At 70.7% G+C, this 21215-nt stretch carries 21 protein-coding genes; 18 read left to right on the top strand and 3 right to left on the bottom strand.

Annotated elements, in window-relative coordinates:
- Nucleotides 1-244 precede the first annotated feature (244 nt).
- The 12 genes from NE234_RS04805 (at nucleotide 245) to NE234_RS04750 (ending at nucleotide 7938) form a co-directional block, all read left to right on the top strand.
- Nucleotides 245-448, top strand: coding sequence for a hypothetical protein (locus NE234_RS04805; protein ID WP_252777615.1), 204 nt, complete (start codon nucleotides 245-247; stop codon nucleotides 446-448).
- Between the two features lie 98 nt (nucleotides 449-546).
- The gene (locus tag NE234_RS04800) at nucleotides 547-1476 is read left to right on the top strand and encodes a hypothetical protein (protein WP_252777614.1); all 930 of its coding nucleotides are present in this window, start codon (nucleotides 547-549) and stop codon (nucleotides 1474-1476) included.
- Nucleotides 1477-1579: 103 nt separating this feature from the next.
- On the top strand, nucleotides 1580-2434 hold the full coding sequence (locus NE234_RS04795; protein ID WP_252777613.1) for an FtsK/SpoIIIE domain-containing protein: 855 nt from the start codon (nucleotides 1580-1582) through the stop codon (nucleotides 2432-2434).
- Nucleotides 2435-2449: 15 nt separating this feature from the next.
- Nucleotides 2450-2773, top strand: coding sequence for a hypothetical protein (locus NE234_RS04790; RefSeq protein WP_252777612.1), 324 nt, complete (start codon nucleotides 2450-2452; stop codon nucleotides 2771-2773).
- A 10-nt stretch (nucleotides 2774-2783) separates the two neighbouring features.
- Nucleotides 2784-2921 carry a hypothetical protein gene (locus tag NE234_RS04785; protein ID WP_252777611.1) on the top strand — a complete coding sequence of 46 codons (138 nt, stop codon included), beginning with the start codon at nucleotides 2784-2786 and terminating at the stop codon, nucleotides 2919-2921.
- Nucleotides 2918-3253: a hypothetical protein gene (locus tag NE234_RS04780; RefSeq protein ID WP_252777610.1), complete on the top strand. Its 336-nt coding sequence runs from the start codon at nucleotides 2918-2920 to the stop codon at nucleotides 3251-3253. Before NE234_RS04785 ends, NE234_RS04780 begins: the two co-directional genes overlap by 4 nt.
- Before the next feature lie 77 nt (nucleotides 3254-3330).
- Entirely contained in the window at nucleotides 3331-3750 is a 420-nt protein-coding gene (locus NE234_RS04775) for an RRQRL motif-containing zinc-binding protein (protein ID WP_252777609.1), read from the top strand.
- 4 nt (nucleotides 3751-3754) lie between these two features.
- The gene (locus NE234_RS04770) at nucleotides 3755-4069 is read left to right on the top strand and encodes a hypothetical protein (RefSeq protein WP_252777608.1); all 315 of its coding nucleotides are present in this window, start codon (nucleotides 3755-3757) and stop codon (nucleotides 4067-4069) included.
- On the top strand, nucleotides 4066-4845 hold the full coding sequence (locus NE234_RS04765; RefSeq protein ID WP_252777607.1) for a DUF2637 domain-containing protein: 780 nt from the start codon (nucleotides 4066-4068) through the stop codon (nucleotides 4843-4845). Before NE234_RS04770 ends, NE234_RS04765 begins: the two co-directional genes overlap by 4 nt.
- Complete coding sequence (locus tag NE234_RS04760) at nucleotides 4842-6392, top strand: replication initiator (RefSeq protein ID WP_252777606.1); 1551 nt, start codon at nucleotides 4842-4844, stop codon at nucleotides 6390-6392. The genes NE234_RS04765 and NE234_RS04760 overlap by 4 nt, the downstream gene beginning before the upstream one ends.
- Before the next feature lie 20 nt (nucleotides 6393-6412).
- A complete protein-coding gene (locus tag NE234_RS04755; RefSeq protein ID WP_252777605.1) occupies nucleotides 6413-6604 on the top strand; it encodes a helix-turn-helix transcriptional regulator in 192 nt (63 codons plus the stop codon).
- The gene (locus NE234_RS04750) at nucleotides 6601-7938 is read left to right on the top strand and encodes a tyrosine-type recombinase/integrase (protein ID WP_252777604.1); all 1338 of its coding nucleotides are present in this window, start codon (nucleotides 6601-6603) and stop codon (nucleotides 7936-7938) included. The genes NE234_RS04755 and NE234_RS04750 overlap by 4 nt, the downstream gene beginning before the upstream one ends.
- 23 nt (nucleotides 7939-7961) lie before the next feature.
- Here NE234_RS04750 and NE234_RS04745 read toward each other — a convergent pair whose 3' ends face one another.
- Entirely contained in the window at nucleotides 7962-8846 is an 885-nt protein-coding gene (locus NE234_RS04745) for a hypothetical protein (protein ID WP_252777603.1), read from the bottom strand.
- Between the two features lie 158 nt (nucleotides 8847-9004).
- On the opposite strand from NE234_RS04745, the gene NE234_RS04740 reads away from it, so the two are divergent.
- Nucleotides 9005-9952: a 4-hydroxy-3-methylbut-2-enyl diphosphate reductase gene (locus NE234_RS04740; RefSeq protein ID WP_252777602.1), complete on the top strand. Its 948-nt coding sequence runs from the start codon at nucleotides 9005-9007 to the stop codon at nucleotides 9950-9952.
- Here the strand turns inward: NE234_RS04740 and NE234_RS04735 are convergent.
- On the bottom strand, nucleotides 9949-10500 hold the full coding sequence (locus tag NE234_RS04735) for a DUF6542 domain-containing protein (RefSeq protein WP_252777601.1): 552 nt from the start codon (nucleotides 10498-10500) through the stop codon (nucleotides 9949-9951). The two genes, NE234_RS04740 and NE234_RS04735, sit on opposite strands and share 4 nt — an antisense overlap.
- A gap of 205 nt (nucleotides 10501-10705) precedes the next feature.
- The gene (locus NE234_RS04730) at nucleotides 10706-11920 is read right to left on the bottom strand and encodes a DNA recombination protein RmuC (protein ID WP_252777600.1); all 1215 of its coding nucleotides are present in this window, start codon (nucleotides 11918-11920) and stop codon (nucleotides 10706-10708) included.
- 365 nt (nucleotides 11921-12285) lie between these two features.
- On the opposite strand from NE234_RS04730, the gene ychF reads away from it, so the two are divergent.
- From ychF to NE234_RS04705, 5 genes are all read left to right on the top strand, one after another.
- A complete protein-coding gene (gene ychF / locus NE234_RS04725) occupies nucleotides 12286-13365 on the top strand; it encodes a redox-regulated ATPase YchF (RefSeq protein WP_252777599.1) in 1080 nt (359 codons plus the stop codon).
- A gap of 191 nt (nucleotides 13366-13556) precedes the next feature.
- Nucleotides 13557-14567, top strand: a complete 1011-nt coding sequence (locus tag NE234_RS04720; RefSeq protein WP_252777598.1) for a conjugal transfer protein — start codon at nucleotides 13557-13559, stop codon at nucleotides 14565-14567.
- 73 nt (nucleotides 14568-14640) lie between these two features.
- Nucleotides 14641-14913 carry a hypothetical protein gene (locus tag NE234_RS04715; protein ID WP_406566940.1) on the top strand — a complete coding sequence of 91 codons (273 nt, stop codon included), beginning with the start codon at nucleotides 14641-14643 and terminating at the stop codon, nucleotides 14911-14913.
- A gap of 61 nt (nucleotides 14914-14974) precedes the next feature.
- A complete protein-coding gene (locus NE234_RS45010; RefSeq protein WP_308206838.1) occupies nucleotides 14975-18391 on the top strand; it encodes a TcpE family conjugal transfer membrane protein in 3417 nt (1138 codons plus the stop codon).
- A 200-nt stretch (nucleotides 18392-18591) separates the two neighbouring features.
- Entirely contained in the window at nucleotides 18592-21129 is a 2538-nt protein-coding gene (locus NE234_RS04705; RefSeq protein WP_252777597.1) for an ATP-binding protein, read from the top strand.
- Nucleotides 21130-21215 lie beyond the last annotated feature (86 nt).

Below are 21215 nucleotides of genomic sequence, written 5' to 3'. Positions count from 1 at the left end.
GACGGGTCCGGGGATGGTTCTGGCTCCTACATCCCCGTACCCCGTGACCTTTCACAAGGTCACCACTGCAGTCCCCTTTTTGATCTGAAGGGAGTGCCTGTCATGGCACCTCAGATCATTCCGCCGCCTGAGCGGAACAGCCAGGCCATGTGGCCCGGTGGCGAACCGCAGGAAATCCGCGACGCCTACGACGACAAGGCATCCCAGCGATAACCCCCGGCTGAGGGGGAGCAAGGAGATCGAAATGCTCCACTTCATCATCACCCTGTCCTTCCCCCAGCGGGGAATGACGATGAGCACGTCCAGTGGCAACTTCAACACGAAACCGGGGATGACCCGGGTGGACGTCTTCGAAGCCATCTACAAGATGGCCTGCGAGCAGGCGGGCCTCAGCGGCGGGAACGTCATGTTCTTCAGCCTTGAGCCGAACGAATTGCCGGTGGCCTAGCCACTGACAAGACGAGAGACCGGGGGCGGTACTGGCTCCTACACCTTGCCGACCCCGGCTCTCACTCAACCAATCCGCTCATCTGAGGAGAGCGAATCATGCCCAAGTCTAGTGGCCGCAGGTCCTTTGGACGAGGTAGCGGCACTGTCACCGTCATCGAACAGCAGGTCCACCGGTCCGCGATCCGAACCGCGAAGATCGCCTTCTGGGTGGTCGGGGTCTCCGTCGCCCTGCTCACGGCCACCGTGGCCGCGTCCTACACCCACCCCATCGTCGCCGGGCTGATCGGCGTCGTGGCCGGCCTTTGCGTCGGCTTCCCGGTCGCCGGGTTCATCGTGGCCTGGCCCGTGCTGCGGGTCCTGTGGTGGTGGACCCCCGAGATCACCCTCGCCACCGGCCTGGTCGCCGGATGGGTGGAACTGGCCTCCCACACCAACACGATCGTGCGGCTGATGGCCACCGCCGTCATCGTCGGCGTCCCGGCCGGGCTCAAGCCGATCCGGTCCCGCGTCATGGCGGTCGCGTACTGCTTCGTCACGCGGCATCGCCTGCGGGTCTGCTTCAACGAGTTCATCATCTCCAACCGCACCGGCAGCCTGCCGCTGATCCTGTGGGCTCGCCCCACGCCCGTGGGGGAACGGGTCTGGATCTGGCTGCGTCCCGGCCTGTCGGTCGAGGACCTGCAAGAGCGCATCGAGCGGATCGCCCCGGCCTGCTGGGCGGATGCCGTCACCGTCGAACGCGCCTCGGAGTCCAACGCCGCCCTGGTGCGGCTGGACGTCAAACGCCGCCAGGTCCTGGGCGGCACCGTCGTCTCCCCGCTGGTCGACCTCGTCGACTCCGACGCCCCCGCCACCGAGCGGGACACCGTCCCGGCGCCCACCGACCTGGACCTGACCGATGTCACCGCCGCGTCGGTGACCACCACCCCACTCAAGCGGGAGACCAAGCCCACCAAGAAGCCAGCCGATGAACCGGCTGCCGCCGCTGCCGCTGTCGGCGGTGAGGACGTCTCCGACTGGATCTGATCACCCAGTCCCCACCCCACCAGATCACCCGCAAGGCGCGGGGCCGCTTCGCCACGTGCGCTGTCGCCTCGCGCCTTCGGCATCCCTGCAAGGAGGGAACCCCATGCCCGTCAAGGCTCCGACCATTCCGGTCGGTACGGGCCTGTCGCCGTATGACCCGGTCTTCATCGGGATCGATGAGTTCGGCGAACCGGTCTACGTGACGATCATCTACCGCAACATCCTCGCGGCCGGCGAACCCGGCGGAGGCAAATCCGGCCTGCTCAACACCATCCTCGGGCACTTCGCCCTCTCAGCCGGAACCCGCCTGGTGCTCTTCGACGGCAAGCTCGTCGAACTCGGCCCCTACGCCGACATCGCTGACGAATTCGTCGGCCCCGACCTCGACCACGCCATCATCACCCTGCGCCGCCTGCAGAAGGTGATGGACAACCGCTACGCCTGGCTGCTGGCCCACAACCGCCGCAAGGTCGAACCCGGCGACCCCATGACGGTCATCGCCGCCGTCTTCGACGAGATCGCCCTGTACTCCGCCACCCTGGGCACCGAAGCCCAGCAAAAGGAGTTCATCTCCCTGCTGCGGGATCTGGTCGCCCGCGGCCGTGCCGCCGCGATGCCGGTCATCGCCGCCACCCAGCGCCCGTCCGTGGACATCATCCCCAAGTCCCTGCGGGACCTGTTCGGCTACCGGGCCGCGTTCCGCTGCACCAGCTCGGGCAGCTCCAACATCATCCTCGGCGACGGCTGGAGCGAGGCGGGCTTCTCCGCCACCGACATCACCCCCACCCAGCAGGGCGTGGCTTACCTCATCGCCGAAGGCGGCGTCCCCCGCCGCATCAAGGTCGCCTACCTGGCCGACGCCGACATCCACGCCCTGGTCGACCACGCCGCCTGGACCCGCCGCGCCACCGACGACACCACCCAGCCGATCACCCGGCCCATCCTGCACGCCGTCTGAAAGGAGACATCCACCATGACGACGCTCACCGCACCCGCCCAGATCGCCGAAGGGCTGCGGCTGCTGGCCCACCTTCTGGACACCACCACCATCCCGGCCCCCTACGACATCCGGCATTGCGTACTGGCCGACAACGACGCCGAGGGAACCGCCGCTATCGACCGCGTCGGCCTGGAGCTGGAGCGCGCCGGGATCGCCCACCAGGTCAAGGACGACGACCACAGCCGCGAACTGACCGCCACCTTGGCCACGGGTCTGACCTACCGGGTCTTCTACGTCTACCGGCAGGCCATGGCCGAGGCCGAACGCCGCGACTCCTACCGCGCCAACATCCGCTAGGGGAGCGCCGATGACCACCGACGCCTACCTGTGCTGCCCCGAGTGCGGCAACACCGACTTCGCCGAGATCCCCATCACGACCGAGGTCAGGCGTGAGTACGCCCAGCAATGCGTCAACGACGACTGCGGCTGGGTGATGCACCCATGATCCGCAAAGCCTACAAACCCGACGGCACACCCGACCTACGCCGCTGGCTCGTCGAATGCGACGCCTGCACCGCCACCCACACCCTGCACGACACCACCGACTGGGTCATCCCCGGCAACGAACTGATGCCGGACTTCTGCCCGTTCTGCGTCGGCATCATCGCCGCCCACCACATCAGCACCGCACTGCGCTGCCCCGGCTGCGACGGAGACGACTTGGACTTCTCCGAAACCGTCCCCGCCGTCATCTGCATGACCTGCCGGTCCTTCACCTACGGCGACGACCAACCCGGATTCACCGGCGGCTGGTTCATCACACCGCCGCCCTTCTAGAAGACGTGAGGGCCGGAATCCGCCAAGACACCCGGCCCTCCGCCCATCCACCCAACTCCACGAAGGAAGTGGACACGATGCAGCTTAGCCATGCCCAAACGCCGGGACCACGCGTCCCGGACCTCGACGCCGCCATCTTCAAGCGCGGTATCTACCTGCCGTTCTACGACCCGACCGGCGACCGGCACGGCATCCCCACCTACCCCTACCACTGGGCACCCGCCGGCCTTCTCACCCGCCGCCAACTCCGCGCCCTGGGCCTGCGCCCCGGCGGCCAGCCCATCGCCGCCCAGATCCTGTGGCGTCGTGGCAAACGCGTCGCCTACCTCTACCACCAGCACCAGGCGCTGCCCAAGCGCACCGCTACCCCTGCCCAGCTCGACGCCATCGCCCGCGCTCTACGCGCCCGGCGTACCTGCCCCACCTGCGGGGCCGAGAAGCCTTACTACATCCCGCGCCGCACCGGCGAATGCAACGACTGCACGGACGGGCGGTGACCCCATGACCCCCACCACGCCTACCAACGGTTCACCTGTCAACACCGCGTTGACACCCAAGCGGCCCCGGCGGGTCGTCGAGAACGACGAGTACGCCGCGTTCATCCGACGCGTCATCCGCGCCTACGCGCGCCGGGTCGCTTCCGGGGACATCGAAGCCCTCGCCGACATGACCGCCCTCGCCAGCGACCTCGACACCGCCATCACCCAGGCCGTCACCGGCCTGCGCACCTTCGGCTACTCCTGGGCCGAGATCGCCCGCCCCCTCGGCATCTCCCGCCAGGCCGCGCAACAGCGCTGGGGCGGTGAGCCCGCGTGAAGAGCGAGCGCATCGAATCCGCCGTCCAGATCCTGATCCTGCTGCTGATCGGCGGCATGGCCGGGGCGGCCTCCTTCACCCACGTCCACGACTGGACCATGCACAACTCACCGGCTGGAACCGGTGACTGGTTCGGCTGGGCCAACGCCGTCATCTCCGAACTCACCCCCACCGCCGCCGGGCTGGAGATCCGCCGCCGCAAACGCCGCCACCAGCCCATCACCTACCCCATGGCGGTCCTCATCGCCGCCGCCGCACTGTCCCTGTCGGCCCAAGTCGCCGAGGCCAAAACCAGCCCCACCGGCTGGCTCATCGCGGCCGTTCCCGCGCTGGCCTTCCTGGCCCTGTCCAAGCTCGTTCTGTCCCGGACCACACCCACCACCACGGAGGAGGACACCTCATGTACGCCGATCCCGAATGGCTCCGGCCAACCATCTGAGACCTTGCCGACCCCGACAACCTCTGCCTCTGGGACCGCGACCCCAACGGGGAGTTCTGCCCCGGCTGCGGTCGCCTCTGGCCCGATTGCATCTGCCGCATCTGAACCGGCCGAGGACATCTCACCGCACCTGATCACCGGTGCCCGCATGGCCGTCTTCGCCCACCGCCAAGCCACCGGACAGGCCATCACCGTCCCCGGCCTCGCCGACCACCTCGGCATCACACCTCAACTCGCGGCCGGCCTTCTCAACGTCCTGGGCGAACCCGGCGACCCCGCCGATACTCCCGCGCCCATCACCCACGTCAACGGCACCCAGCACGGGAGCCGCCTGTGACGACCGGCTCGACGCTGGCTCCCACCCCCGGCACGGCACCTGTCGTTCCGGGGGCGGGGGCGAACACCGAACCGGCCACCCGCCTGCCCCTCGCGACCTCGACCGCCCTCGCCCGCGCGGGGGCCGGCTACTTCGACTGGCTCGACCACGTCTGGCCCGCCGCCGGATGCACCCACCCCATCCGCCTCGCCGGAGACCTCCTCACCGTCAACGCCACGACCGGCGAGGTTCTCCGGTCCGTCCCGACCGAGGGCATGCCGGACGGGATCATCTACAAGGCGTGCGGGAACCGCCGCGCCACCGTCTGCCCCTCCTGCGCCGAGACCTACCGCCGCGACGCCTACCAACTGGTGCGCGCGGGCCTGATCGGAGGCAAGACCGTCCCCGCCTCGGTCGCGGGCCACCCGGCGGTGTTCGCGACCTTCACCGCACCCTCGTTCGGGCCGGTCCACACCCGGCATGTCCGCCGCCACACCTGCCGCGACAAGACCCGATGCACCTGCCGCCCCGCCCCCTGCCACGCCCGCCGCGACAGCCCCGTCTGCCCGCACGGCCGCCCTCTGGCCTGCTATGCCCGGCACGAGCGTGAGGACCAGGTCCTGGGGCAACCGCTGTGCCTGGACTGCTACGACCACGACCACCACGTGGTCTGGAACAACCAGGCCGGCGAACTATGGCGCCGCACCAAACAAGCCATCGAACGCCATCTCAACCGCGCCGCCCGCCGCCGCGGCCTGCCTCGTGTCCGCGTTTCGCACGGCAAGGCGGCTGAGTACCAAGCCCGCGGTTCCGTCCACTTCCACGCTCTGCTTCGCCTCGACGGCCTGGACCCCGACGACAAAGCCCGGATCATCCCGCCGCCACCCGGCATCACCGTCGCCGACCTGGACGAGGCCGTCCGCTACGCCGCCGCTGCGATCGGCTTCACCACCGACCCCCACCCCGAGCACCCGGCCGGGTGGCCCATCGCCTGGGGCGAGCAGCTCGACGTGCGGCCCATCACCCTCACCGGAGACGGCACCGTCACCGACGCCATGGTCGCGGGCTACCTGGCCAAATACTCCACCAAAGGCACCGAGGTCACCGGCCACGCCTCCCGCCGCCTCGACGCCTCCACGATCCGGCTGTACGCCGATCCCAAAGGCACCCACACCGAACGCCTCGTCCAAGCCGCCTGGGACCTCGGCCAGCACTGGGAATCCCTGCGCCGCTGGGCACACATGCTCGGCTTCGGCGGCCACTTCCTCACCAAAGCCCGCCGCTACTCCATCACCTTCGCCGCCCTGCGCGACGCACGCGTCCACTACCGCCGCACCCAAGCCCAAGGACCCGACTACGACCAACAGCGCCTCGACCGTCAAGACGACCTTGACACCGAAACCACGCTGATCGTCGGCCGACTCACCTACGCCGGAACCGGCTGGAAAACCACCGGAGACGCCCTCCTCGCCAACACCGCCGCCGACCAAGCCCGCCGATACCGCGAGGCCGGTCGCGAAGAACTCGCCCACCAAAACGCCCTCGGCCAAGCCACCCACGCTGCATGATCACAAGGAGAACCATCTGCATGACCCTCACCGACGACCACGCCTGGACCCCTGAGGAGGTCGCCCACTTCCTCGGCGTCCCCAAAGCCACCCTCTACCAATGGCGCTACCTCGGCATCGGCCCCAAAGCCGCCCGCATCGGCCGCCACCTCCGCTACCTTCCCGAGGACGTCATCGCCTGGTTTCGCCAGCAGCAGGAGAAGGCGACATGAGTGTTTACGACAGGTGGCATACCGCCAAGCCGCGTATCGGTTCAGACGGTGAGCCTGTCGCCAAGTGTCGCGAGCACAAGCAATACCCGAGTTCCGATCATGGGAAGGGCTACCGCTGGCAGGTTCGTTGGCGCGATGAGAACGGCAAGCAGTGCAAGCGGAACTTCCCCAAGAAGTCCGGAAGCAGCCCTGACACCTGTGCGGACGCCTTCGATGCCAAGGTGCAAGCGGAGCTGAATGCAGGAACGTATATCGATCCTGCTGCCGGGAAGATCACGCTGGAGACCTTCGCGAAGCAGTGGCGGGCAAGTCTCGTGTCGGATCCGGCGAGTCTGGAGACGATCGACAAGCATCTGGCTCACATCTACGATGTTGAAGCGGGGCCGCGAAGTCGCCGAGCGCCAGGGAAGTCGGTTATCGCATCGTGGTCGATGAGCCGACTCTCGAAGAGTCCGCATGCGGTTCAGCAATGGATCAAGAGTCTAGAAGTCAAGAAGCTATCGCCGGGCTATATCAAGCAGATCCTCGGCACCCTGTCGCAGATCTTCAATGCGGCGATCGACAACGGCATCGTCACCGCTAATCCCACTCGCGCCCGTTCTATCAAGTCGCCGCCGATACCGAAGAAGAGGATCGTTCCGTGGACAATCGAGATGGTAGATGCTGCGGCTGTCGAACTGGACGCTCGCCAGAAGTCCGGTGCTATCGCTTATCTCGGTGCGGGCGCGGGACTTAGGGAGAGTGAAATCTTCGGAATAGCCGAAGAAGACATCGAATTCCTTGGGGCGTCTCGGAAGATCCGTGTGCAACGGCAAGTCAAACGCATCGACGGCAAGCTCGTGTTCGCGCCTCCTAAGGGAGGTAAAGACCGTGAGGTCCCACTGTCGGATGCGCTCAGTCTTCGCTTGTCGGCTCAGATCGAATCGCGGACGCCGGTTGAGGTCACCTTGCCGTGGCGTGCCGTGGATGGCCCGCCCCACACCGCAAGACTCCTCTTCGTCAAAGCTGATGGGTTGCCCTGGTACCGGCAGAGCTTCGAGTACACCTGGAACAAGGCCAGGCAAGCCGCTGGTGCTCCGGCCACCAAAGAGAACGGCATGCACGTGCTCAGGCACACCGCTGCCTCGGCCTGGCTGGCCGGCGGGGTCGATATCCGCACGTTGGCGGAGTGGCTAGGACATGCCGATCCTGGGTTCACGCTCCGGACGTACACCCATCTGATGCCCAATGCCGCTGAGCGGGGCCGCAAGGCGATGGATGACTTCCTTGCCTCCGCCGGGCACACGCTCGCCTCCCCGAGTGCCCTGAATGTGCCCTCGGGGAGGCTGCGGTGATCGCCTACCCGCTGTAGTGCAGGTCAGGCTTGGCCGCGCAGCTTGGCGATGCGGTTCTCGTACATGCGCAGGAACTCGGCGCGCGCCGCGTGCGCCCGCTCGTAGTCGCGCAGCTCGTTGACCTGGCGGGCGTTCAGGGTACGCAGCCGGGCCCGTACGGAGGCGATGGTCGCGTGGTCATAGTCGGCGATGGGCAGGTCCCGGCCGGCCGTCGTCGCGGATTCCGCCTCCGGCGCGCCGGCGGCGGGCGTCTTCTTCTCCGCGGCCGGAGCCGGCGAAGACGCGGGAGCCTTCGCGGAGGCGGCCCTGCGCCTGGCCGGCGGCTTCCTGGTCGCCGGAGGCGTGGGCTCCGCCGCGGTCGGCCCGGCCGCGGCACCCCCGGAGGCGCCGGCCTTCCGGCTCGGTCCGGCCGGCTTCGCGGGCTTCGTCCCGGCCGTCCCGGCCCGGCGGGTGGCCGTGTCCGACGGGGCGGCGGAGGCTGCGCCCTTCGCGCGGGACGGGGCGGCGGTCCGCCCCGTGGCCGGGGTGGTCGTGGAGCGCGTCGGCGGCTTCGGGCGCGCCGTCGCCGGGCGGGTACGGTCCGCGGTGGCCGCCGGCTTGCCGACGGCGATCTCCGGACCCTCCGTGGCCGTCGAGGCGCCCTCCTCGGCGCCCGTACGCCCGTCGGACGTGACCAGGCCGGTGACCTTGCCCACGACCTTGCCGGTCAGGTCCTCCGCGTCGTCGATCAGCCGGCCGAGCACCGGCGCCAGACCCGACTCCCGTGCCTCCTTGTAATCCTTGCGGACCCGGTCGGTGAGCAGGAGAGCCTGGCCGACGCCCATCACGGCGAGCCGTGCGGCATGGATGGGAAGCTCGCTGACGGTCTCCCGGACTTGGTCCTTAAGGCGGCGCGGCGAAGGTGTCATCGTTTGTTCAGCTCCCTCCAGCCTCGCGGATGCGGACTGGTCGGTATGACGATCTGTCATCCACCACTCTGCCCTACGTCACGGCACCCTTCACGCGCCGTGGCCGGGTTTTTCTCCGCCCGAAACAGGCGCACCCCGATCACACCTACCATGGACACATGACTCGTCGGGTTCTCCTGGCCAAGCCGCGCGGCTACTGCGCGGGTGTGGATCGTGCCGTGCAGACGGTCGAGCTCGCGCTCGAGCGCTACGGCGCGCCCATCTACGTCCGCAAGCAGATCGTGCACAACGTTCACGTGGTGAAGACGCTCGAAGAACGAGGCGCCGTCTTCGTCGAGGAGACCGAGGAGGTGCCACAGGGCGCGATCGTCGTGTTCTCCGCGCACGGGGTGGCCCCGGTCGTGCACGACGAGGCCGCCGGACGGAGCCTCCGTACGATCGACGCGACCTGCCCGCTGGTCACCAAGGTCCACAAGGAGGCCAGGCGCTTCGCGGCCGACGACTACGACATCCTCCTGATCGGCCACGACGGCCACGAGGAGGTCATCGGGACGAGCGGCGAGGCGCCGGAGCACATCCAGCTCGTCGACGGCCCCGACGACGTCGCGAACATCGAGGTGCGCGACCCGGAGAAGGTCGTCTGGCTCTCCCAGACCACCCTGTCGGTCGACGAGACCAAGGCCACCGTCGAGGCCCTCCGCACGCGGTTCCCCAAGCTCGTCGATCCGCCCTCGGACGACATCTGCTACGCCACCCAGAACCGCCAGGTGGCGGTGAAGGAGATCGCCGCGGAGTCGCAGCTGGTGATCGTGGTCGGGTCGCAGAACTCCTCCAACTCCAAGCGTCTCGTGGAGGTGGCCAAGGACCACGGCGCCCGGGCCGCGTACCTCGTCGACTACGCCGAGCACATCGATCCCGCCTGGCTCGATGGCGTCGACACCGTGGGCCTCACCAGCGGCGCGTCCGTGCCGGAAGAGCTGATCCAGGGCGTGCTCGCCCGCCTCGCCGAGTACGGCTTCGACGCCGTCGAGGAGGTCGAGTCGGTGCGCGAGCGGATGGTCTTCGCGCTCCCGCACGAACTCCGCCGCGACCTGCGGTCGGCCTAGTCCGGGTCCCGGTCCTCGGCCGAGTCCGCGGACTCGGCCGCCGGGGCCTTCGCGGCCGGGGGCCGTCCGGGGCTCTCGTCCCAGCGGACCGGGTCCTCGTCCTCGGTCTTCCGGCCGCGCCCGCGGTCGCGCAGCGAGGCGCGCCCGCGGAACGGATTGTCGGCCGCCACCCGGGTGCGCAGCTCCCGCAGGTTGGCGGGCAGGCCCCGCGGCACGGCGATCAGCACGACGAGCACCGCGCCGAGGAACAGCCACGGCACGCTCGACGTGAGCTTCGCCGCCACGGTCACGGCGACGCTCACCAGGAAGGACTTCTCGCCGAGCGAGCCGGTGACCGCCGACAGCAGGCTCACCAGGAAGAACAGCAACGGCGGGGTCACGACGAGCGTCAGCAGGTCCGTGCGCCGGGTCGCCGACACCGCCAGCAGGCACCCCGCGACGAACAGCACGCCCTGCGCGGACCGGATCCCGAACAGCCCGCCGGCGACCGCGCCGAGGAGCGTGCACGCGAACACCACGACCGTGCCGCCCCGGCCCGTCAGCGTCACGGCCGAACGGGCCCGTGAGCGCCCCGTCGGAGACGCGGGCGGACGCCGCTTCTCCCGACCTCGCGGAGCGGGGACCGTCTCGGGGTCCCCGCGCGTGTCCGTTGCCACCAGCCCGCCCCAGAGTCGACAGTGCCTTGCCCCACGGTAGCCCGTTCGGCACGCCGCGTCTCGCGACACGACGCGACACGACGAGAGCGACGCGGCCTCAGGGCAGCAGGCGGATCTGGCGATCCTGCTCGGCGTCGTCGGCGAGTTCGGCGGCGGACGGCGAACGCGCCGGCTCCTCGACCGGCGTCGGGGGGTCGAGTTCGGCGTCGGTCACGCCCAGCTCGTTGAGGCGGCGGGCGGTCACCAGGACCCGGCTCTCCAGCGACCCGATCGTGCGGTTGTAGGCCACGACGGCGTTGGTCAGGGACTTGCCGAGCTGGTCGACGTGGCGGCCGAGCGTCCCGAGCCGGTCGTACAGGTCCCGGCCCAGCTCGAACACCGCCCGGGCGTTCTCCGACAGCGCCTGCTGCTGCCAGGCGTAGTGCGCCGTGCGCAGCATGCTGATGAGCGTCGTGGGCGTGGCGATGTGCACGCGGCGGCGCATCGCGTACTCCAGCAGGCCGGGATCCCGGTCCAGGGCGGGCGCCAGGAACGCCTCGCCCGGAACGAACAGCACCACGAACTCCGGGGCCGGGCTGAAGGACTGCCAGTACGACTTGGCCGCCAGGCGGTCCACGTGCTCGCGCAGATGCCGGGCGTGCGCGTCCAGCCGGGCCTCCCACACCCCCGGCCCGTCCGCGCCGGCGGCGTCGAGATACGCGGCCAGGGAGACCTTGGAGTCCACGACGATGTTCTTGCCGCCCGCCAGCCGTACGACCAGGTCCGGACGGAGCCCGTTGCCCGCGGTGGCCTGCTCGTCGAAGTCGCAGTGCCGGGTCATGCCGGAGATCTCCACGACGCGGCGCAGCTGGAGCTCCCCCCACCGCCCGCGTGCCTCCGGCCGCTGCAGCGCCCGTACGAGCGTCTGGGTCTCCTGACGGAGCTGGTCGGAGCTCTGCCGTACGAACTCCACCTGCTTGGCCAGCATCGCGTGGGACTCCCGCCGCCCGGTCTCGACCTCGCGCAGCTGTTCCTCGACCTTGCTGAGCGTGTCCCGGAGCGGGGCGATGCGCTTGTCCAGCTCCCCGGCGGCCTCGGCGTTGGCGGTGGCCAGGCGACTGCCGGCCAACTCGAGGAAGCGCTGGTTGCTCGCGTCGAGCGCCTGCGCCGACAGGGACTGGAACCGCTCGGCCATCCCCTGCTCGACGTAGGCGAGCTTCTCCTCGGCCGCCTTCGCCCGCGCGGTCACCACGGCGGTACGGCTCTGGGCCCAGGCGATGCCGAGCGCGGCGCCCACGACCAGACCGATCACGAGCCCGAGGAGAACGTCCATGTCCGCATCGTGACAAAGCAGCACGAGAAAGTCGGCCCGACGCGCGGACGAGCCGCCACCCCGGCCCCGGCGCCACCCGAGAGAGGGGCCCGTACGGACCGAGTGGGCGGCCGTGACGGCCAGAGGAAGCGGCCCATACGGACGGGGCGCCGCCGGTACGGACGGGACGAGCGGGCGGCCCCTCCGGGCCGGGACGCGGGCCGTACGGTCCGCTCGCGGGCGCCGTCGCGGGCGCCGTCGGGGGAGTCGTGTGGGGGAGTCGCCGCCAGGGCGCGCGGCGCGGCGAGGAGACGGCGTGTACGGCCCGCTCACGGGGGCGTCCGCACCGCACGGGCGGTCCCGGCGGGCCCGTAGACTCTGCGTCCGTGAGCCTGTCCATCGGAATCGTCGGGCTGCCCAACGTGGGCAAGTCGACGCTGTTCAACGCGCTGACCAAGAACACCGCTCTCGCGGCGAACTACCCGTTCGCGACGATCGAGCCGAACGTCGGTGTCGTGGCCGTGCCCGACCCTCGTCTCGACGAGCTGGCCAGGCTGTACGACTCCGCCAAGATCGTGCACGCGACCATGCAGTTCGTCGATATCGCCGGCATCGTGAAGGGCGCGTCCGAGGGGCAGGGGCTCGGCAACCAGTTCCTGGCGAACATCCGCGAGACCGACGCGATCTGCCAGGTCATCCGGGTGTTCGACGACCCGGACGTCACGCACGTCGACGGCGACGTCGCCCCGCCCCGCGACATCGAGACGATCAACACCGAGCTGATCCTCGCCGACCTCCAGACGCTCGAGAAGGCCCTGCCGCGTCTGGAGAAGGAGGCGCGGACGACCAAGGACCGCGACAAGCTCGCGGTCGTCGAGGCGGCCAAGGCGGCCCAGAAGATCCTCAACGACGGTGTGACGCTCTACGCCTCGGGCGTCGACCCGGCGCCGCTGCGCGAGCTGCATCTGCTGACCGCCAAGCCGTTCCTGTACGTCTTCAACGTGGACGAGGACGAGCTCGGCGACGGGGCGCTCCGCGCCCGCCTGCAGGAGCTGGTCGCCCCGGCCGAGGCCATCTTCCTGGACGCCAAGATCGAGTCCGAGCTGATCGAGCTGCCGGACGAGGAGGCGCTGGAGCTCCTGCAGTCCACCGGACAGGAGGAGCCCGGTCTGCTGCAGCTGGTCCGCGTCGGCTTCGACACGCTGGGCCTGCAGACCTTCCTCACCGCCGGGCCCAAGGAGGCCCGGGCCTGGACGATCCGCAAGGGCGCCACCGCCCCGGAGGCCGCGGGTGTGATCCACACCGACTTCCAGAAGGGCTTCATCAAGGCCGAGATCGTGTCGTACGAGGACCTGGTGGCCGAGGGCTCGGTCGCCGCCGCCCGTTCGGCCGGAAAGGCCAGGATGGAGGGCAAAGAGTACGTCATGCAGGACGGCGACGTGGTGGAGTTCCGCTTCAACGTCTAGCAGGGCAGACGAACCTCGCTGTCCGGTAATGCTCCACCGGCTACCGAGATGTCCACAACCGCGCGGCGGGACTGTGCATCCTCGCTCGAGACTGGAACAATTGACCGCCGTGGTTAAGGTGGTAAACCGAACTCGACCAGACGGATAGACGGCGCGCCGATCCCGGCCGGGAAGGCGCGAGCGGAGGCATGATGGCTCGCAGGTCGTCCGGCGTTGTAGACGCCGGTGCGTCCGGTTACCCGCCGGGCGGATTCTCGTCCGGCGACCCTTGGGACACCCCGGACGAGAAGGGACGCCGCGGCAAGCGCCGTGGAGGTTCCGGCGGTGGTGGCGGTGACCGCCGTGGGTGGGGCGGCTCCGGCGGCCGCTGGTTCATCTATGTCGGACGGGTCATTCTCTGGGCCTTCCTCATCGTCGTGCTGGTCAACGGCATCCGCGCGCCCTTCGAGCGGTTCACCCAGGACCGGTCCAACACGTCCACGACCGGCGAGACGACGGCGCCGAAGTTCCCGGAGACGGCGGCCTCGGCCTACGCGCTGTCATTCGCCGAGGTCTATCTGAATTACGACCAGGCCACGGCCCAGGACCGGCAGAAGCAACTCGCCCAGTTCATCTCCGGTGGGATCGATCCGCAGCTGGGCTGGGACGGCACCGGCAAATCGGTGCTGCAGTCCGCTCACGTCGCGTCGGTGCGCGCGGACGACGCCGAGCACGGCGTCGTGACCCTCCTCGCACGGGCGAACAACCGGCTCTTCCAGTTGGCCGTTCCGGTCTACGCGAAGGACGGGGCGATGGCGATCACCGGCCGCCCCGCCACGCTGCCGCCGCCCGCGACCGCGTCGGTCCCGCCGGCCGCCCAGGACCGCGACTCCTCGCTGGAGAACGACCTCCAGCAACCGCTGACGGACTTCTTCAAGGCGTACGCGGTCAGTGACGCCGGCTCCCTCCAGCGATACTCCGACCCGCCCGTCACCGGGCTGGGCAACAGCGTTGCCTTCGGCCAGCTCAAGGACATCACCGCCCCGCGTGGCGACGCCGCCTCCCGGACCGTCTTCGCGACGGTCGTCTGGCAGATCCCCGCCGGGCAGCCGAAGACGTCGGGTGGGACGCTCGAGCAGACCTACCAGCTCGCAATGGTGAAGAAGGGCGCATATTGGTTCGTCAGGGACATTCAAGGTTCCACACTTCCGGCCGGTTCGTGAGGTCCCGGCCGGGCCGTCCCGAACGCTACGATTCACTCCCCGACCAAGGAAGGCCAGCCCGATGATGCAACACATGCTGGCGATGCTGCCGCATCATGTGGAGGCGGCGCCTGCCAACGGCCTGGACACCGACAATCTCGCCAAATGGCTGCGCGACATCTTCGGGCCGTTGTTCCTGGTCGTCGTCTCCATCGTCGCGATCTTCTTCCTGTTCACGCGGGAGATCACGCGCTTCGTGCAATTCATCCTGCTGGCGATCGGCATTGGAGTCATCTTCTACGTCCCCAACATCATCGAGACGACGGCCAAGGCGATCGCGACGGCCCTTGGCATCAAAACGACCTGAGCATGGCCGTGGTCATCCTGGTCTAGTCATGGCTGGTCTCAATTAGGGGAGTGGGGCCCGGGTGGATCTGCCTACGTACACCAATATCTGGCGCATCGAGAAGCGGCTGTACAAGCTCTACGATCTACGGCTTCCGATGCCGCTGCCGTTGGTGCAGATCGGGGTGTTCGTCGGTGTCTTCCTGCCGTGGATCATCCTGCTCCAGGTGGCGGGCCTGCCGTTCCACGCGCCCTGGCACGTCGTCTATCTGGTCCCGCCCGGCGTGCTCACCTGGTTGGCCACCCGGCCCGTCATCGAGGGCAAACGCCTCACCGAGCTGCTGATCTCCCAGGTCCGCTACCTCACCGAGGCACGCACCTGGGCGCGCCTCACGCCGATCCGGGAGCCCGGCGAGGTCGCCATCGTCGGGCGCGTGTGGCGGCGAGGCCACCTGGCCGGCGACCGGATGCACGTCGCGCGGACCGCGGAGGAACCCGCCGAGCTCGCCCCCGCTCCCGAGCGCGCCGCGACCCCGGCCGCGGCCGCGGCCGCGGCCGCGCCACCGTTCCTCGAGTACGCCGGGAGCGGCGCCGACCAGGCGCCCTCCGGCGCGGCCCGCCGGCCGGTGACCGCACAGCGTCCGCCGGCGCCGAGCCTGCAGCCGACACCCCACGACGGCACCGGCGTGGTGCCGGCACCCGGGTCCGGCGCACGACGTCTCACCGCCCCCCGGGTGGAGCCGACCCGGCCGCAGCAGGTGCGTCCCGAGCCGTCCGCACGGCCTGACGCGCCACGGCCGGCCCGTCCCCAGCCGACGGCCCCCCAGTCCGTCCCGGGTCTCCCCGCGGCCTCCGAGCCACCGGCGAAACCGGGCACGCCCGCCGTGCCCGCCGCCCCGGCCCGGCCCGGCCTGCCCGCGAGACCGGGGATCCCGGCGGTCCCCGCCGTACCCGCCATGCCCGCCGCACGGGCCACCGGCCCGGAGACGCCCGACGGCGAGACCGCGGATCGGCGCGTCGCCGAGCGTGGACGGCCCGCGCAGGACCGGCCCGACATCGCACTCCCCGCGCAGGGCCGCGAGGGTGACGCGTCGCGCCGGCCGGCGCGGCAGCGCAACATCTCGCACGAACCGGAGGCCCCCGCCGCGACCTCCCGGCCGGTCCCACCCACGCTGGGACGGCCATCGGAGGCACCCGCGACCAAGCCCAGCCGACCGGACACCCCAGGCCGTTCGGAGACGCCAGGTGGTCCGGAGATGCCGGGTCGCCCGGAAATGCTGGGTCGTCCGGAGACGCCCGTGACGCCCGTGGGCTCGGAGACGCCCGCCCGCCCGGACGCGCCCGCGACGCCGGCCGTGTCAGGTCCTCCAGGCCCCGTCGGCAGGCACGCGGCTCCGGCTCAGCCCGTCACGCATCCCGACGCCTGGTCCGCCCCCGCCTCCGGACGAGAAGGCACCGAGTGGCCGGACGGCACCATCCCCGCCGAGCGACCGGCCGCCGAGCCACCGGCTGCTCGACCCCCGTCGACGCGTCCCGCGCCGGCCCAGCCCGCGTCGTCTGAGCCACCGGCTGGTCAGCCCGCGGCGGCTCAGCCGCCGGGTGCTCGGCCGGCGGCCACCGGAGGTTCCGCCGATCCGGACGAGAACGGCCGGCCGGACCGGCCGTCCGGTCCGCGGCAGACCGACGAAGGCCCGTTCCCCGCGACGGTGATCCCGCTGCCGCACGGGCGGCACGCCAAACCGGCCGCTCGCTCCGCTGAGCCGCAGACCGAGAACGAGGATTCGGCGGCTGTCGCCGGACGGCCGCCGGCCGAGGCCGCGCCCGAGCGCGAGGCCGCGGCTGCGGATGCGGTGACTCCCGAGACGACGGCTCCTGAGACGGCGGCTTCGAGCGTGGCGGCCGGCCGTCCTCCGGCGGCGGACCGTGCCCCGGCGGCGGACCGGGATTCGGTGGCCGACCGGGATGCGGCAGGGCCGGGCGACGATGGAGAGTCGATCGCCAACGCCCGCACCGACCAGATCGTGTGGCCGTCCCCGTCGCGGCGTGCCCCGGCTCCGCGAGCGGACGCCGGTTCGGCCGCACCGCGCGAGGCGTCCTCCGGCCGCCGGGACCGGCCAGCGCCGCCCGTACGAGGCCGTTCCCACGATGAGGAGTCCGCGCCTTCGCACGAGACGCGGCCGGCCGCCGCCCGTGATTCGGCGCCTCCGGCTCCGAACTGGACCCCGCCGGCGCCCGGTCGTCCGGTCGCGCCGCCGGCCTCCGGCCGTCCGGCGATGCCCCCCGTCCCCGGACGACCGGCGACGCCGTCCGTGCCCCCGCGCGCCCCGGCGGCCGGGCTTCCGTCGTCACGCACCACACCACCGCGGACGGGCTCGCCGCAGGTCCCCGACGAGTCGCCGGCTCAGCCGCCCCGGACGCAGCCGACGAGGCCCGCGCAGGTGCCGGCCGCCCGGCAGTCCCGGCCACCGGCGGTGTCCCGGCCACCGGCAGTGCCCAGGCCGGGGGCGGAGCAGCCCTGGCAGGGCCGGCCGGAGGCCGCCGCCGCGCCGCCGGAGTCGCCGGCGCGCGCCGTTCGCTCCGGTCCGGCCTCACCCGTGCGGCCCGGACCGATGCCCCAGGTGACCCACGAGGACGAAGGGCGCGGCGACGACGCTCGTGGCCGCCGGCGCATCTTCACGGGCGGCGGCGGCAACGGCGACGGCGACTACGAACAGCGCGTACGGACCGCCTTCGCGGGTGCCCGGCGCGTCGTCGTGCTCGGCTGCACCGGCGGTGCCGGGCAGACGGTGACCGCGCTCATGCTCGGGCACACCTTCGCCCAGCACCGCGGTGACCGGATCGTCGCGGTCGACGTGAACCCCGGCCCCGGCGCCATGGCCCGGCGCACCCGGACCGAGACCCGGGAGACGCTCACCTCGCTGATCGCCCATGCCGAGCAGGTCTCCGGCTACCAGATGATGCGCCGGTACACCTCCATCTCCAAGTCCGGGCTGGAGGTCGTGGCGGCCGGCAAGAACCCCGTCCAGGCGCTCGACGACCGGGACTACGCGCTCGCGATGCGGACCCTCGACCGGTTCTACTCGATCACGCTGCTGGACGCCGCGGCCGCCGTGGTCGCCCGGGTCCTGCCGTACGCCGACCAGATCGTGCTGGTCGCGCCGGCCAGTTCGGACGCGCCGCGGGCGGTGGCGATGACCTTCGAGTGGCTGGACGGCCACGGCTACGAGGACCTGCGCTCCCGGGCCGTCACCGTGATCAACGGGGTGAGCCGCCGCAGCATGGACGACGTCGAGCAGGCCGAGTCGGTCGCCAGGGGACGCTGCCGTGCGCTGGTGCGCATCCCCTGGGACGACCACCTCAGCCTCGACCGTGCCCCCCGCAATGAGCTGCGTTCGCTGCGGGCCCCGACCCGCAAGGCGTACATCGCGCTCGGCGGGGTCGTCGCGGGCGGTCTCGTGCAGACGCCGGGGCGCTATCCGCAGCAGGAGGTCTCCCGATGAGCCGGCGCCGCCCGGCGTACGCCCGTCCGGCGTGCGCCCGCCTGGAACGGCGCGCTGATCCGTCCGGCGGGATTCTCCGCACCGGCGTGCCCGGCGTACCGTGCCCGCCGGACGGCGGCTCCGGGACGGCGGCCGTCTCTTCGGCGGGGGCTGGTCGGGCAGTGCGTGATCATGAGTTCAGTAAGAACGAGGAGTAACCGATGAGCAGGGCGTCCAAGGCCCGCAGCCGGCTGGCCGTACGGTATTTCGACGATCGGATCCTCCTCACCGACAACGCGGCGTGGGCGTACTTCCGGCTGCCGACCGTCTCGTACGAGTTCACGACGAACGAAGAGCGTGAGGCGCTCGCCACCAACATCACCATCGCGATGGCCGGCATCCGCATGCAGGACGCCGAGATCCACCTGCGGATCGCCCACCGTACGTATCCGGCCGCGGAGTGGGCGCTCGCCCTCGACGAGACCTCGGACGGGGGGCCGGGCTGGCGTGAGTACCTCGAGGAGATGTACGCGCACGTCTGGTCCAAGGACTTCTGGACCAAGGAGGTCTACCTCGGCGTGCGCCTCGGTCAGCGCGGCGTGGGCGCCCAGCTGTCCGGGGGTGCCTTCAAGCAGCTGTTCGGCCTGTACAAGCGCAGCGAGGAGGTCCTCGGGCTGCACGACGAGGCGATTCCGGAGAAGGAGATCACGCGCTGGACCGAGCAGGCCGAGCGGCTCGGCCGCTCCCTCGGCGGCAGCGCCCTCTACGCCCGGCACGCGTCGTCGACGGAGATCGCCTGGCTGTTCCAGCACGCGGCCAGCGGCGCCCTGACCGACCCGCCGCCGTCGGCCACCCCGCGCCGCACCTGGGGCGCCGGCGAGATCGAGAGCCTCGTCGAGGGCACGATCGTCAACGGCCGGTCCAACCTCCGGATGGAGCAGCCGGACGGCTCGTCGTACGTCGCGTATCTATCGTTCGCCCGATTCCCGGACCTGATGCCGTTTCCGGACGGTGAGCCGTGGATGCACTTCGCCGACGCCCTGCCCTTCCCGGTGGAGGTGTCGGCGCGGATGAAGCTCGTTCCGCCGGCCAAGGCGTCCAAGGACGTCTCCCGCAAGCTCGCCCACGCCCGCGACATGGACCAGCACATCCGTGAGGCGGGCGCCGAGGCGCCCATCGCGCTCGCCGAGCAGATCGACGCCGCCCGCATGCTGGAGCACGGCATCACCAAGGAGCGGCTGCCCTTCGTCTACGGCTGGCACCGGCTCATCGTCTCCGCCCCGACCGAGGAGCTCCTGCAGCAGCGCGTCGACGCGGTCGTCGAGCACTACCGCGACCTCGGCATCGACATCGTCTGCTCGACCGGCGACCAGTTCTCGCTGTTCTGCGAGTCACTGCCCGGCGACCGGATCCGCGTCAACGCGTACGCCCAGCGGCAGCCGCTGCGGACGATCGCCGGCGGCATGCCCACCGCGACCGTCGACCTCGGCGACCGGCGGGACGACACCTCCTCCGGCTGGGTCGGCCCGTACATCGGGGAGACGCTCGGCCGCGCCCGGTCCATCGTGCACTTCGACCCGCTCGTCGCCGCCGCGCGCAACCGCCCCACCGCGGTCGCGATCACCGGTGAGCCCGGTGGTGGCAAGACGACCCTGGCGCTGCTGCTGCTGTACCAGATGGCGCTGCGCGGGGTCACGATCGCCGCCATCGACCCGAAGGGCGACGCCGAGTCCCTCGTCGAACTGCTGCGCCGGCGCGGCCGCCGCGCCCGCGTGCTGCCGCTGGGGTCCGCCGCTCCCGGCCTCCTCGACCCCTTCAGCTTCGGCGACGACCTCGCGGCCAAGAAGACCATGGCCACGGAGACGCTCCGCCTGCTGCTGCCGCGCATGTCCGAGGAGCGCGAGTCCGCCATGATCCAGGCGGTCGGCGCGGTCGCGAACCAGCCGCAGCCCTCACTCGGCAAGGTCGTCGACTACCTCGACGCGTCGGACGACCCGGCGTCGAAGAACCTCGGCGCGGTGCTGCGCTCGATGTCGGAGATGCGCCTCGCCCGCCTGTGCTTCGACCCGTCCGGCGGTGAGCGGATCGACACCGCGGGCTGGACGACGGTCTTCACGCTCGGCGGCCTGACCCTGCCGGACGTCGCCATCAACCGCGAGGACTACTCGTACGAGCAGCGGCTCTCGGTCGCCCTGATGTACCTCGTGTCGCAGTTCGCCCGCCGCCTGATGCACGGCCTCGACCGTCATCTGCCGAAGACGATCTTCCTCGACGAGGCCTGGGCGATCACGCAGACCCCCGAGGGCGCCAAGCTCATACCGGAGGTCTCCCGGATGGGCCGTTCCCGTAACACCGCCCTGATCCTCGTCTCGCAGAACGCCGGCGACCTCCTGAACGAGCAGGTGACGAACTGCCTCTCGTCCGTCTACTCGTTCCGTTCGACCGAGCGCAACGAGGTCGGCAACGTGATGGCCCTCCTCGGGGTCGAGAACTCCGACGAGCACCGCGCCGTGCTGCGCAATCTCGGCAACGGCGAGTGCATCTTCCGTGACCTCGACGGCCGCGCCGGCCGGATCGGCGTGGACCTCGTCTCCGAGGAGCTGCTCCGCTGGCTCGACACCAACCCGACACGCTCCAAGCCCGGCGAAATCAGTGCGGACCAAGCATCGGACCCGCATAGTGGGAACGAGCGACCATCCCGTCCCTCCACCGCCCCCCGCGACCCCGCCACAGAGGTCACCCAGGAGGTCCCCCGATGAGGGTGTCAGGCGTCCGCCACCGCCGACGACGACAACCGGCGAACCGCACTCCACGGGGGAAACGCCGGTCGCTTCTCGTCCTCATG

It is taken from the genome of Actinoallomurus rhizosphaericola, assembly GCF_024055675.1.
Classification (GTDB): Bacteria; Actinomycetota; Actinomycetes; order Streptosporangiales; family Streptosporangiaceae; genus Actinoallomurus; species Actinoallomurus soli.
Note: the sequence above shows the minus strand (reverse complement) of the source record. Positions and strands in the feature narration are given on the sequence as shown.